We start from the raw sequence: 12,917 nt of genomic DNA, 5'->3' as shown, positions 1-12,917 counted from the left end.
CCCTGAAGTTTCTTCATCTGAAGCTTGGAAAAAGAGACAAAACCCCACCGTATTGGAGGGGCTGCGCTTGTCTTACACTTCCATGATTTCTTTTTCTTTGGCAGCAAGTACCTTATCGACTTCAGCAATAAACTTGTCGGTCGATTTTTGGATGTCGTCCTGATGTCTCCGTGATTCATCCTCGGAAATGTCTGACTTCTCCATTTTCTTGATGTCATCATTCGCGTCACGGCGAATGTTACGAATCGCTACTTTACCTTCTTCACCGAACTTCTTCGTCAGCTTCACAAGTTCCGCTCTGCGCTCTTCCGTTAATGCCGGAATAGACAGACGGATCATGCTACCATCATTCGCTGGAGTAAGACCCAGATCCGATTTCATGATGGCACGCTCGATATCACCCATGGAAGATTTGTCCCACGGCTGAATCATCAGTGTACGGGAATCCGGAGTACTGATATTAGCGAGTTGATTCAATGGCGTCATTGCTCCATAATACTCTACCTGAATTCGGTCCAGAAGAGCCGGAGTTGCACGGCCTGCACGCAAAGTAGCCAGGTCACGACGCAATGCTTGAATTGCTTTTTCCATACGCTCTTCGGCATGTTGTTTAACCGCTTGTGGCATTAATCTACACTCCCTTTAACGATTGTTCCGATACGTTCGCCCAGAACAACACGTTTGATGTTACCTTGTTCCGTAATGGCAAATACGATCAACGGGATGTTGTTGTCCTTACAAAGCGAGGATGCCGTCGAATCCATTACACCAAGGTCTTTGTTAAGAATATCCATATAAGTCAACTGATCAAACTTCACAGCTGTGCTGTCCTTAAACGGATCTGCTGAGTATACACCATCGACTTTATTTTTGGCCATCAAGATAACTTCTGCTTCAATCTCCGCTGCGCGCAGTGCTGCTGTTGTATCCGTGGAAAAGAACGGGTTACCTGTACCTGCTGCAAAAATAACGACCCGGCCTTTCTCCAGATGACGAATAGCTCTACGACGAATATAAGGCTCTGCAATTTGCTGCATTGCAATAGATGTCTGTACACGTGTAGGCACTTCAATCTGTTCCAATGCATCCTGCAGTGCGAGCGAGTTCATTACCGTCGCCAGCATACCCATATAATCGGCTGTTGCCCGATCGATGCCTTTCTCGCTACCAGCAATTCCACGCCAGATGTTTCCGCCGCCACACACAATAGCAACCTGTACACCAAGTGCAACAACCTCTTTTACCTGTTGGGCAATCGACGAGATCGTCTCTGCATCAATACCGTAGCCGTTTTGACCGGAAAGTGACTCTCCGCTGACCTTTAAGACAACACGTTTAAATACTGGCTGTTCCAATTATTCACCCTCCACTTTGAATTGAACACGCTCGGTGTTCAATCAACAAAACTTCTCGCGCATGGCCTCCTGCTTAAAAAGAAAGGAACACAGTTGTGTTCCGCTCTTTTAGGAAAAACGTTTAACCGGTAAGGCAATGTTTTCCTGAGATATAAGGGAGTTTACGCTTCGAAGTTTTATCATTCTTATATCTTCGAAATCAATCTTGCTTGCCGGTTTAGAAAAACGTCTTATTTGTTTACTTGGGACATAACTTCTTCTACGAAGTTGTCTACTTTTTTCTCAAGACCTTCACCCAGTTCGTAACGAACGAAACGACGGATGGAGATGTTTTCACCGATTTGGCTGATTTTTTCATTCAGCAATTGGGAAATCGTTTTGTCTGGATCTTTAACGAAGGTTTGTTCCATCAGGCAATATTCTTCGTAGTATTTACCGATACGGCCTTCAACCATTTTTTCAATGATTTTCTCTGGTTTGCCTTCGTTAAGAGCTTGAGCTTTCAAAATTTCTTTTTCTTTTTCCAGCTCTTCTGTAGGAACTTCTTCGCGTGTAACGAATTTAGGATTAGCTGCAGCGATTTGCATAGCTACATCTTTAACGAAATCCTTAAATTGATCCGTTTTACCAACGAAGTCTGTTTCACAGTTAACTTCAACCAGAACGCCAATACGTCCACCAGCGTGGATGTAAGATTCTACAACGCCTTCAGTTGCTGCACGGCCTGCTTTGCTTGCTGCTGCAGAAAGACCTTTCTCACGCAACAATTCAGCTGCTTTCGTTACATCACCGTTTGCTTCTTCCAGTGCTTTTTTGCAATCAAGCATACCAGCGCCTGTTCTTTCGCGAAGTTCTTTTACTGCACTCGCATTAACTGCCATTATAAATTCCCTCCAAAATTAAGTATTGTACGTACACTCTAAAAAAAGGGCAGTGAGAGGTTATCCACCTGCCAACCACCCTTTTCATTTAGTTTGTTGCATATGTTCGAATCTATTAAGCGGAAGTTTCTTCGCCTTGGTTAGCTTCGATTACAGCATCAGCCATTTTACCTGTCAGCAATTTAACAGCGCGGATCGCGTCGTCATTACCCGGGATAACATAATCGATCTCGTCCGGATCGCAGTTAGTATCAACGATACCTACAATTGGGATACCCAATTTGCGAGCTTCCGCAACAGCGATACGCTCTTTGCGTGGATCGATGATGAACAGGGCGCTTGGCAGGCCTTTCATATTTTTAATACCGCCCAAGAATTTCTCAAGACGATCTTTTTCTTTGCGGAGCAAGATTACTTCTTTTTTAGGCAATACAGCGAATGTACCGTCTTCTTCCCAAGCTTCCAATTGTTTCAAACGATCAATACGTTTTTGAATGGTTTGGAAGTTAGTCAGGGTACCGCCGAGCCAGCGTTGGTTAATGTAGAATTGACCAGCACGTTCAGCTTCTTCTTTAACGGAATCTTGAGCTTGTTTCTTAGTACCCACGAAAAGAATTTTACCATTCTCTCCTGCGATTCCTTTAACGAAGTTGTAAGCCTCTTCGACTTTTTTCACCGTCTTTTGCAAGTCGATGATGTAAATTCCGTTTCTTTCAGTGAAGATATAACGATCCATTTTTGGGTTCCAACGACGAGTTTGGTGACCGAAGTGTACCCCAGCTTCGAGAAGCTGCTTCATGGAGATTACTGCCATCTTCACACACCTCCTAATATGGTTTTTATTGTGTCCTCCGCCGGCATCATTTTTCGCCAAGACTCTCCAAAAGGAAAGCACCCTCAACAAAATTAGCACATGCGTGTGTTTTAACACCGTTATCTAATATAGCATAACTGACTGCCTGATGCAACAGTCTTTGAAACAAAAATCTCCTTTATACTTTTTGCTACTATTCGAAGCAATTCAAACGTGATCTGGTACTCAGCACTATATATTATCAAGTTTTCAAAACGCACGATTAAATACACAAAAAACCGTCCTGTCCGAGCACGCTCAGCTTGACGGTTCTTTCGTAATTTTTGCGATAATGGATTTGAAACTTTCGCCTTTTTCGAGCGCATAAGTACCGACTTGGATTTTAGTGTTGATTCGCTCAGCTTTGCCAGCCTTGATGAACGCTTGAGCATCATCAACGATTCCAGCTGTTTTCAGGTTTTCTGCAACGATCGCCAGACTATTGCCTGAACGTACTTTGAATGAAACCGTTGCGCCTTTCGGATTACTCGGCGTTGAAGGTTCAGTGGTCTTCGGCTCCGTTATTTCTTTCTGCTCTTCACCTTCACTTGTAGCAGGCTCTTGTGGCTTCTCAGGTTCGGTAGGTGTTTCTGTAGTGGTTGCTGTCTCAGGCGGTGTTGCTGTACCTCCCTGCAATTCGCTGCTCTCCTGTTTTTTCTTCTCCACCCACTCTGCTTCTGTGTAAAGTTCCTCCTCAGAATCTATCAACTTCATGTCCAAACTTCTCGCGGCCGTTTCAAGTTGTTCTTTGGTCATATTGGCGGTCTTCTCGGGGTCAAGGTTACTATCCGATAATGCATTCTGTCCCACTGTTGCCAGTTGAAGCAAAACTGCACCAACGATCATACCACTCCCCAATCCAATCCATAAGGATCGCTTGTCCATGACTCAGCTCTCCTCCCGTTCGGCAAGTTGCAGTATTAATTGTACTTCTCCACGTTGAATGCCTGTTTGCTTGGAGATGGCATCCATTGACTTACCCTCTGCATGTAAATTAAAAAGTTCTGCATATCGCTCTTTAATCGATTCACGTTGAGGAATGGAATCTGTCTTGCTCCTCTGAAGGTCTGCTTCTTGCGCCTGCTGGGCCGCTTCTGCTTGTACACTTTTCACAAGCGCTTGTGCTTGCAAACCTCCGGAAGCTTGTACCGGCACATTACCTGGATGTTGAACTGGTGATGCAACGGGTTCGTTCATTTTGCTCTGTTCCAACTGATCCAACCGCTGCTGTAACTCCTGGAGTTGTAATTGCATACGCTGATCGGCTGCTGTCGCTTCTCCTTTCATTTCAGCTACACGCTGAATGAGAGCGTCATTATCATTTTCAATCTCGGTCATGTAATGTTCAAGCGTAGATTCCATCTCTTGCACCAGTTGATGCCCCGGCTCCTGCGCCTTGTTTTTCCGGGGCATGATATATGCGTAGGCAATGGCGCAGGCCCCTAATATGACAATAATGATCCATGGTGACAAATTCGGTTCTCTCCTTCTGATTCAACCATCGGTGCGTAAAACTGCAGTCCATCAAATCATCTATTACAGAGACAGATCAATGTGTTTTCCTTTATAAGGGTGCTCGGCAGGTTTGACGGTTTCCTGAACTTCAGCCGTCTGCTGTCCATTGGAGCCACTCTGCTGATTTCCATCATTAGTATGACCATCACGCACCGAAGTTTGTGAAGTTTCATCCATTGCTTCACTACGTTGCCTTGCTTCATTTGCTTCTTTCGACGTTTGCTCTGCCAATAGATTCTGATCCGTAATCGGTCTTTGCTGGGCTTCACTTTGATAGCGTCCCGCCTCGCTTGTTCGTGGTACCGCAATCTGCAACTCCACTGCTTTGAAACTCATACGCTCACCTCACGGTTTCGAATGGATTTCTTCATGTGCCTGAATGCTGTACTTAAACGTATGGAACCATCGTAATATCGCCATCGTGATAATAAAATGAAATTCGACTGACTGGATCTTTAATAAATTTCGTGTATCTGCCGATAACTATTTTAGACCCTTCATAAATCGTCTTCAAAATATCAACACGAGCATTACTTGTATCTTCAAGTGCCTTTTCAATTTCAAAGATGCGCATTTTCGTTTCTTCACTTATACGAAGAGCAGATTTCTGCGTAGCACTTAGCTTGATTCGCATCGACATCTTATCCGGAGTTAATTGTCCTGCGGCAGCTAACTGATCCAGCAATGTCAAAGCTTTCTTTGTTTTGTCCAAGGAATCCATCTGCTCTCTGACTTCCTTGCGCAAATCATTCAGTTCGTTACGCAGCTTCGGCAACACACCAACTTCAATAACAGTGACAGTGGACATACTGTTACCTACAACACGCGCTGATACGTTCTGACCTGCCTGAATCGAGCCACCAACGATAAGACCTTTGGTTCCTGCACAGATGACACCATGGCCAGCACGAATATTGGAATGCATAATACTTTGGGAAACCAGAACATCTTCACCGGCATCCACGTTGCCTTCTTGAATAAACGTACATTTAACATTATGGCCTGCTTGTACCAGTCCTTTGTTATAACCAATAATGCCACCGGTAATTTCGATTGAGCCACCTGCTTCCAGTTCGGCTCCTTCGACACCTCCGACGACACGAATATCACCTGCTGCTTTTACTTTAAATCCGGTAAGTACGTTACCTCGTATGACAACCGTGCCCACAAAGTCAATATTGCCATTATTATAGTCAACGTCTCCATTAACTTCATAGACCGGAAATACATTCAGTTTGTTACCATCTGTTTTGGTAACCAGCCCGTCCAGCGCTGCATACATAGCAGATCCATCCGGGTTAATCACTACGTTTTTCCCAACTTTAAACCGAGCTTCTTTACCAGGACGATAAGGAATTTCCTCACCTGTTACTGCCCTGCCTGGTATGCCATCGACAGGAGCAATTCGCTCTGCAATGATCTGACCACTACGAACATTGTTTAACCGGGTCACTTCTTTATAATCGACAGTTCCATCTTCCGATTCGAGAGGTCGTCGTTCATTTGTATCGTCCATCCCTACCAGGACCTTGATGAAGCCATCTGTTCCTTGAATGGGAGCGACACCTTCAGCAATCTTATATTTATCTTTCAAATAGATTTCAGGGTTACTCACCAAAAGTAATAATGCCTCTCGCAAAACACCTTGTTTGATGCCCTTGTTCGCCACAAATTGTTCAAGTTCATCAATCGTGCAGGCAAAGCCTTCTTCCTCTTTGGAAAATTCAAGGTAGGCTGTGCATTTGTCGTCCGATAAAACAATGTTTAAACATTGTTCCAAAGCAGTCCGTTGTGTCACCGCAATTCTTCCTCCTTTTAGACTTTCCACTCCCCAAACTCCAATGTATTACTTTTCTCTATTAATCCTTACGCATCAACAAATCTTTCTGTTTGTCCAACGTGCCGCGTAGTCGTAATATTGCCTTGGAATGTAACTGGGATATACGAGACGGAGAAAGAGACATGACCTCCGCAATTTCACTAAGAGAAAGATCTTCGTAATACAAGAGTGAAACGACCGTTCGCTCTTTTACCGTCAACTTGTCAAGCCCTTGCACCAATGCTTCCTTCAAATAAAACTCATTCACTTTATAATCCGGATTTTTGGCTTTTTCATCCACCATCAAAGACAGACGTGTCTCAGACTCTTCTTCACGAATCGGGTCTTCCAGCGAGCATAGTGACATGACTGCCACTTCCTGAAGCATATGTTGAAAATCTTTGGTCGACACATCCAGATACTGACTCATTTCCTCATCACTAACGGATCTGAGATAACTTTGTTCCAGCTGTTGGTAGGCGTCCTCAATCCGCTTGGCCTTCTCCCTAACAGAACGCGGAACCCAATCCCCTTGACGCAGACCGTCAAGTATGGCTCCGCGGACCCTCCATGATGCATAGGTTTCAAATTGGAGACCTCGTTCATAGTCGAACTTCTCCAAAGCATCAATCAACCCCATAACGCCATTACTCTCCAAGTCATCTTTGGGAACATTTTTAGGCAAGCCGACAGCCAGGCGACCCGAAACATAATTTACAATGTGAAGATACTTTTCAATCAAATTTTTCTTGGCTTCAAGATCTCCATGTTCTTTCCACTTTTCCCATAGATCAGAATGGTTCAAATGTGAAGCTTTACGCTCGTTCAATTGCTTTCACCCTCCTTATTTGTCTGTCAGGTGACGAACGGCCTGCGCCAATTCCTCCGGATCCTTGGTCCGGACAAGTTTAGGCGGATCCAAAGGGGCGAATCCCGTTGGAGCTTTCGTCTCAGATGGCGGAATATTATCCCCAGAGGAGGCGTTCTGTCCACTCTTGAGCAAGTCATTCAGCTCTTGTCCATCATCTTCGAGTTTGATGTCCACCTGTGAACCTCTTTGATCTTGAGCACTTGGTGAATCATAACCATACCCATTTCCCTCGGCCTGAGGGTTCAACAGCAATCCCAATCCCCAGCGTAAGCCATATGCAAGGACAAACCAGGCTACGAATCCGATCAATCCGCGAATTAAACTGGTCATCATCACATTATTGCTGTACGCTACAAAAAAAGTAAGAATGAATCCAACGATGCCTGCTCCAAGATTAATGCGGTAGTTTCCTATCATAGTCTTATAATTCCTTTACACCCATTTGTACGCTTCGAATAGTCAAAAGTCCAGTTTCACAATCCATTTCGATCGTTCGTCCATAATTTCCACCCGTATCTTCTGCAAGAAGAGGGATCTTGAGCTTTTGTAACCACTCTCGACAAGAATCTGCATTCCGTGGTCCAATACGCATCGTATCCCCAGCACCAGCAAAGGCAAACATCTGAGAGCCTCCGGCCATTTTAGACACAATACGTGAGTGAGAAGCGCCTAGTTTTATCATTTTTTCCAAAAGCTCAGGCAACGCCGTATCCGCATATTTAGCTGTGTTCAGTTTCCCTTCACGTGCGATCTCTGAAGTAGGAAGCATGACATGCGCCATTCCAGCCAGCTTCAACTGTGGGTCATACATTGTTAATCCCACACACGAGCCGAGGCCAGTCGTACGGATTACGCCAGGAAGATGAGCGATATTTAAATCCGCCATACCGACTTTAACGACGCTTTTGTCTTCAATCATGGCTCAGTGGCACCCCTAGCGATTCAAATATCTTTGCAAATGATGGCGGATCCGGAATCAGGAAAAATTGACCCTCAACCTGATCTTCACCTTCAAAGAAAGAGGTGTCAATCAACAATGCAGCGTCACCCATCTCGCCGAATTGCAGCAAGCCATAGCTCAGAATGGCACCTGCCATGTCAATGGCAAGTCCAGGAACGGTTGGGTACATGGACAACTTCGTGAAATCTGCCAGAGAAGAAAGATATGATCCAGCCAAGATATTTCCAATTTCGGAAAGCGCGGATTGCTCCATATCCGTGAAAGCGAGTCCTTCTTTCAGATCAAACCCGGCAAGTCTATTCAACAACATTTTAGCAGCATCGGGTGTCATCATAAAGAAAAGATTTCCCGGTGCTTCCCCTTCTACACGAAGAAATACGGTAACAACGATGCGTTCATCTCCGCCCACTTTTTCAGCGACTTCTTCAAAAGGGAGCATTTGTACTGTAGGTACCCCCATGTCAATCGGTCTGTTGAGGAGTTGAGACAACGCCGTTGCGGCGTTGCCTGCTCCAATGTTACCGACCTCTTTGAGCACATCCATCTGGAATACCTCAAATCGGTTGAACATCTTCACGGTACTAGCCCTCAACACTTTCCAGCTGTACAATCTCGCTTTTATTTAATACTTCGTTCAAGTTGAGCATGATCAGCAAGCGTGAATCCTCCAATTTGGCCACGCCACGCAGGTATCTAGCTTTGACGCCGCCAACCACTTCTGGTGGGCTATCGATGGCACTGCTCTTGATATCAATAACATCATTGGCAGAATCTACGATAAAGCCAACTTGCATGTCATCTACACCTACGATAACAATACGAGTCTGATCCGTATACTCCGATTCCGGAAGGGAGAAACGACCGCGTAGATCAATGACCGGAATTACAACACCGCGTAGATTAATGACTCCTTTTACAAAGGAAAGTGTTTTGGGAACACGGGTAATTGGCATCATGCGCTCGATCGTCTGAACCTTGTCTACCTCAATACCATACTCTTCGGAACCCAATTTAAAGACGATGACTTTCAACTCTTCTTCCATGTAAAAAACCTCCCTATTAAATGTAAGACTTAGCTATATGCTTATTTAATAAATGCATTAGGATCAAGAATCAGGGCTACTTGTCCATCTCCGAGAATGGTTGCTCCAGAGATTCCTTCAATAGCAGGGAGATAGGTTCCCATTGATTTGAGAACAATCTCACTCTGTCCAATAAATTCCTCAACAGCTACGGCTGCAAGACGGTCACCTTTGCGAATCACGACAATTTCGGTTTCCTGCTCATCAGCATCATTGAAATCCGGTACAGAGAAAACTTCGCTCAAGGACAAGTACGGAATCAGTGACTCACGGAACGTGATCATTTTATTGCCGTGAATATTACGAACTTGCTCACGTTGTACAATGGCCGTCTCTACAATGGAGGATAACGGAACAGCGTATTTCTCTGAACCAAGTCGTACAAGCATTGCAGCAATAATGGATAGTGTCAACGGAAGCTGAACAGAGAAGTTTGTGCCTTTGCCTGGAGTTGAATGAATCGTTACATTACCGCCAAGCGAAGTGATCTTCGATTTTACTACATCCAAGCCAACACCCCGGCCGGAGATATCCGAGATAATATCAGCAGTACTAAAACCAGGTGCGAACAACAGTTGATTCACTTCATCGTCACTCATCTTGGCACCTTGTTCTTCGGTTACAACACCACGTTTGATCGCGGTTTTCAAAAGCTTGTCGCGATAGATACCTTTACCATCATCTTCAATCTCGATAAATACGTGATTTCCACTGTGGAAGGCACGCAGGTTTACTGTACCCATCTCTGGTTTACCTGCAGCTACACGCTCTGCAATGGATTCCACACCATGGTCAACCGCGTTACGCAGTAAATGCACAAGCGGATCACCAATCTCATCAATTACCGTACGGTCCAGTTCCGTCTCAGCACCTGTAATCACTAGATCGATTTTTTTATCAAGTGTCTTAGCCAGATCACGGATCATACGCGGGAATCGATTAAATACGGTATCTACCGGAACCATCCGCAGTTTCAGTACAATATTTTGCAAATCTGTGCTAACTCGACTTAAATGAGCTACTGTATCGGATAAATCATTGTTGCCTGTCTCACTGGCCAGTTGCTCCAGACGTGAACGGTCAATCAACAATTCACTGAACAGGTTCATCAATACGTCGAGACGTTCAATATCCACACGAATGGTACGTGAAGGTGCAGCAGCTTGCTTCGGTGCAGCTGTTTTCGCTGGCGCCGTCGTGGCTTCTTCTTTGGATACAGAATTCTTATCCGGCGAAAGAACCTCAGCTACAGTTGTTGGTGCGGGTGGCGCTTCAACTGTAGCTGCTACCTGATTGGCCATCTGCTGAAGAGTCTCCTGATCCAGTTGAATGAGCTTTGCACTTTCAATTTCAGAGATACTCATGATGCCTTCTTCCAGTTCGTGCGCCTCTTTAGTTGTTATGTAATACAACGAGAAACTGCGCTCAAACTTCTCCTGCTCAATATCCTGAACGGATGGGTAAGCCTTAACAACTTCACCTGAACGTTCCAGCATATCAAAGACCATATAAGCCCGTACACCTTTTAACTGGCTATGCTCGCTAACAAGCACATCCACGTAGAACACACGATGACCTTCGGCGATCGACTGATCCAGCACAGAATATTGGAATTCATCCAGCTCGACAGCCGAAGAAATTGAAGCGTTAGCCGGCTTGTTTTTATCAGTTGCAGGAGCATCTCCGTTTGTAATTTCACCATTTTCAATTGCCTGAAGTGAAGCTACGATAGAGGACACATCCGCTTTACCTTGCCCACCCTCGGTAATATCCTGAACCATAGTTTCCAAGGCGTCCAGACTCTTGAACAGAGTATCAAAAATGTAATCTTGCATCTTCAACTTCTCATTCCGCACAAGGTCCAGCACATTTTCCATTTTGTGTGTCAGTGATGCCAAATCTTCGAAGCCCATTGTTGCCGCCATACCCTTCAGGGTATGAGCTGAGCGGAATATAACCTGAACTATTCCCAGATCTTCCGGATTGCCTTCAAGTTGAAGCATGTTTTCGTTAAGGGATTGCAGATGATCATTAGACTCATCAATAAACATGGATAGATATTGGTTCATGTCCATTGTGAGGCACCTCCTTCGTGAGTTACACTCAGTTATTTCACTGCTTGAACAAGTTTAGAAGCAATCTCCTGCAGTGGCAGAAGATGACGAACGCATTGCAGCTCTACAGCAGAACGCGGCATACCATATACAACACATGTTTCTTCATTCTCGGCAAAGGTTGATGTAACTCCAGCTTCGTATAATCTCTTCATCATACGTGCTCCATCACTTCCCATTCCCGTTAGCAAAACAAGATGCCTTTGTAAAGATGTAAACGGCAGAAGTGACTCAAACATCGTATCCACTGAAGGTCTATGCCCATTCACTGGCTGGTCTTCAGTCAGCTTCACGATAAACTTCCCGTCTGCTGTTTTGTTAACTTTCACATGGAATCCGCCGGGTGCTATATAGGCGGTTCCTTTTTTCAGAACCATGCCCTCTTCAGCTTCAACCACATGCAGTGGACTGAACGTATTCAATCGTTGAGCCAGAGAACGTGTGAAATTGGGCGGCATATGCTGCACAATAATGACCGGTGCCGGCAAATCAGCAGGCAACTGCTCAAGCAATGTCTTGAGAGCCCTCGGTCCACCCGTAGAACAACCTATTGCCACAAGCTTGTTGAATGGTCCTTCCATCCCCCCTGCACCTTTGGGGACAGGATTAGGCTTGATTACATCCTTGGCTTTTGCAGAGGCAGAGGTTGCTGCTATTTGATCAGCTGCCACTCTAGCTGCATTAGGTAGTCGAACTTCCTTCGGAGTCTGTACTGGGTTAACTGACCTCACTGCTTTATCTGCATTCGTCCCCGAATTACGCTCTGCCTTCGGCAAAGGCTCCGGTTTATTCTCTACTCGGCCTGGTTTCGGAGGTGATAATGGTTCAATTGGTTTCTTAGATTTGGCCTGAAAGACTTCAGTCTGCTCCCGAAGAGAGCGTTGACTCGTCTGTGCAGGTTCGATCGTTTTTTTCACAGGCTCCGCTCGATCCCTGGCCGGCATTTCTTTCTGCACTGGCTGAGTTGGGGGAGCAACTGCTCCTCGCAACATGTCTCTATTTTTCATGGATAACTCACGATCAGCTTTTCTTTTGATCTCATTCATCGCAGCACGCATGCGCTCAACTAAGGCTTTACCGACTTGAGCAATATCCTGGTCATGTGAAATAGATGGTTTGCGAATGAAGTCAAATGCCCCGGCTTCAAGTGCCATAATCGTTTCTTTCATGCCTTGTTCATTGATACCAGAGAGCATAATCACAGGAACGAAGGATTCCTTCATAATTGATTTTAACGCATCCAACCCATTCATTTCGGGCATCTCAACGTCCATTGTAATAATATCGGGTTTCAATTCTAGTGATTTTTGAATCGCTTCTCTACCGTTTGATGCCGTTGCCGTGACCTTGAATTCCGGATCCGATTGGATCAAATCCGTAACAATCTTACGCATAAAAGCGGAATCATCGACAACCAATACTTGATACACCGCCATGTTGTGTCACCCCTGTTTCCTTTATTCAGA

The 12,917-nt window shown here is 45.0% G+C and carries 15 protein-coding genes; all 15 read right to left on the bottom strand.

All coding sequences use genetic code 11. From position 1 onward, the window contains the following. Nucleotides 1–72: 72 nt before the first annotated feature. The gene (frr, locus tag AC1S8V_RS11430) at nt 73–627 is read right to left on the bottom strand and encodes a ribosome recycling factor (RefSeq protein WP_017689152.1); all 555 of its coding nucleotides are present in this window, start codon (nt 625–627) and stop codon (nt 73–75) included. Then, complete coding sequence (pyrH, locus tag AC1S8V_RS11425; protein ID WP_482073683.1) at nt 627–1,355, bottom strand: UMP kinase; 729 nt, start codon at nt 1,353–1,355, stop codon at nt 627–629. Before pyrH ends, frr begins: the two co-directional genes overlap by 1 nt. 230 nt (nt 1,356–1,585) lie before the next feature. Further along, nucleotides 1,586–2,236 (bottom strand): translation elongation factor Ts, encoded by a 651-nt coding sequence (tsf, locus tag AC1S8V_RS11420; RefSeq protein ID WP_062833819.1) that lies wholly within the window; start codon nt 2,234–2,236, stop codon nt 1,586–1,588. 115 nt (nt 2,237–2,351) lie between these two features. Continuing rightward, nucleotides 2,352–3,050 carry a 30S ribosomal protein S2 gene (gene rpsB / locus AC1S8V_RS11415; RefSeq protein ID WP_017689155.1) on the bottom strand — a complete coding sequence of 233 codons (699 nt, stop codon included), beginning with the start codon at nt 3,048–3,050 and terminating at the stop codon, nt 2,352–2,354. A 297-nt stretch (nt 3,051–3,347) separates the two neighbouring features. Next, the gene (locus tag AC1S8V_RS11410; RefSeq protein WP_482073682.1) at nt 3,348–3,974 is read right to left on the bottom strand and encodes a hypothetical protein; all 627 of its coding nucleotides are present in this window, start codon (nt 3,972–3,974) and stop codon (nt 3,348–3,350) included. 3 nt (nt 3,975–3,977) lie between these two features. Further along, nucleotides 3,978–4,562 carry a hypothetical protein gene (locus tag AC1S8V_RS11405; protein ID WP_482073681.1) on the bottom strand — a complete coding sequence of 195 codons (585 nt, stop codon included), beginning with the start codon at nt 4,560–4,562 and terminating at the stop codon, nt 3,978–3,980. A 63-nt stretch (nt 4,563–4,625) separates the two neighbouring features. Beyond that, on the bottom strand, nt 4,626–4,940 hold the full coding sequence (locus AC1S8V_RS11400; RefSeq protein ID WP_482073680.1) for a hypothetical protein: 315 nt from the start codon (nt 4,938–4,940) through the stop codon (nt 4,626–4,628). A 52-nt stretch (nt 4,941–4,992) separates the two neighbouring features. After that, on the bottom strand, nt 4,993–6,402 hold the full coding sequence (locus AC1S8V_RS11395) for a DUF342 domain-containing protein (protein ID WP_482073679.1): 1,410 nt from the start codon (nt 6,400–6,402) through the stop codon (nt 4,993–4,995). Nucleotides 6,403–6,463: 61 nt separating this feature from the next. Next, the gene (locus tag AC1S8V_RS11390; protein ID WP_145318858.1) at nt 6,464–7,252 is read right to left on the bottom strand and encodes a FliA/WhiG family RNA polymerase sigma factor; all 789 of its coding nucleotides are present in this window, start codon (nt 7,250–7,252) and stop codon (nt 6,464–6,466) included. Between the two features lie 15 nt (nt 7,253–7,267). After that, nucleotides 7,268–7,711, bottom strand: coding sequence for a hypothetical protein (locus AC1S8V_RS11385; protein ID WP_482073678.1), 444 nt, complete (start codon nt 7,709–7,711; stop codon nt 7,268–7,270). A gap of 4 nt (nt 7,712–7,715) precedes the next feature. Continuing rightward, nucleotides 7,716–8,213 (bottom strand): chemotaxis protein CheD, encoded by a 498-nt coding sequence (locus tag AC1S8V_RS11380; protein ID WP_482073677.1) that lies wholly within the window; start codon nt 8,211–8,213, stop codon nt 7,716–7,718. Further along, complete coding sequence (locus tag AC1S8V_RS11375) at nt 8,206–8,826, bottom strand: chemotaxis protein CheC (RefSeq protein ID WP_482073676.1); 621 nt, start codon at nt 8,824–8,826, stop codon at nt 8,206–8,208. Before AC1S8V_RS11375 ends, AC1S8V_RS11380 begins: the two co-directional genes overlap by 8 nt. 10 nt (nt 8,827–8,836) lie before the next feature. After that, nucleotides 8,837–9,298: a chemotaxis protein CheW gene (locus tag AC1S8V_RS11370; protein ID WP_145318865.1), complete on the bottom strand. Its 462-nt coding sequence runs from the start codon at nt 9,296–9,298 to the stop codon at nt 8,837–8,839. A 41-nt stretch (nt 9,299–9,339) separates the two neighbouring features. After that, complete coding sequence (locus tag AC1S8V_RS11365; protein WP_482073675.1) at nt 9,340–11,412, bottom strand: chemotaxis protein CheW; 2,073 nt, start codon at nt 11,410–11,412, stop codon at nt 9,340–9,342. Nucleotides 11,413–11,444: 32 nt separating this feature from the next. Then, entirely contained in the window at nt 11,445–12,887 is a 1,443-nt protein-coding gene (locus AC1S8V_RS11360; RefSeq protein WP_482073674.1) for a chemotaxis protein CheB, read from the bottom strand. Nucleotides 12,888–12,917: the final 30 nt, after the last annotated feature.

Source organism: Paenibacillus sp. B46(2026), from assembly GCF_056786355.1.
This window is presented reverse-complemented; position numbering and strand designations above follow the sequence as displayed.

Bases quoted from the DNA above. Each gene is read 5' to 3' on its own strand.
- frr (WP_017689152.1), bottom strand. From the start codon at position 627: ATGCCACAAGCGGTTAAACAACATGCCGAAGAGCGTATGGAAAAAGCA.
- tsf (WP_062833819.1), bottom strand. From the start codon at position 2,236: ATGGCAGTTAATGCGAGTGCAGTAAAAGAACTTCGCGAAAGAACAGGC.
- rpsB (WP_017689155.1), bottom strand. From the start codon at position 3,050: ATGGCAGTAATCTCCATGAAGCAGCTTCTCGAAGCTGGGGTACACTTC.
- AC1S8V_RS11410 (WP_482073682.1), bottom strand. From the start codon at position 3,974: ATGGACAAGCGATCCTTATGGATTGGATTGGGGAGTGGTATGATCGTT.
- AC1S8V_RS11400 (WP_482073680.1), bottom strand. From the start codon at position 4,940: ATGAGTTTCAAAGCAGTGGAGTTGCAGATTGCGGTACCACGAACAAGC.
- AC1S8V_RS11385 (WP_482073678.1), bottom strand. From the start codon at position 7,711: ATGATAGGAAACTACCGCATTAATCTTGGAGCAGGCATCGTTGGATTC.
- AC1S8V_RS11380 (WP_482073677.1), bottom strand. From the start codon at position 8,213: ATGATTGAAGACAAAAGCGTCGTTAAAGTCGGTATGGCGGATTTAAAT.
- AC1S8V_RS11375 (WP_482073676.1), bottom strand. From the start codon at position 8,826: ATGTTCAACCGATTTGAGGTATTCCAGATGGATGTGCTCAAAGAGGTC.
- AC1S8V_RS11370 (WP_145318865.1), bottom strand. From the start codon at position 9,298: ATGGAAGAAGAGTTGAAAGTCATCGTCTTTAAATTGGGTTCCGAAGAG.
- AC1S8V_RS11365 (WP_482073675.1), bottom strand. From the start codon at position 11,412: ATGGACATGAACCAATATCTATCCATGTTTATTGATGAGTCTAATGAT.
- AC1S8V_RS11360 (WP_482073674.1), bottom strand. From the start codon at position 12,887: ATGGCGGTGTATCAAGTATTGGTTGTCGATGATTCCGCTTTTATGCGT.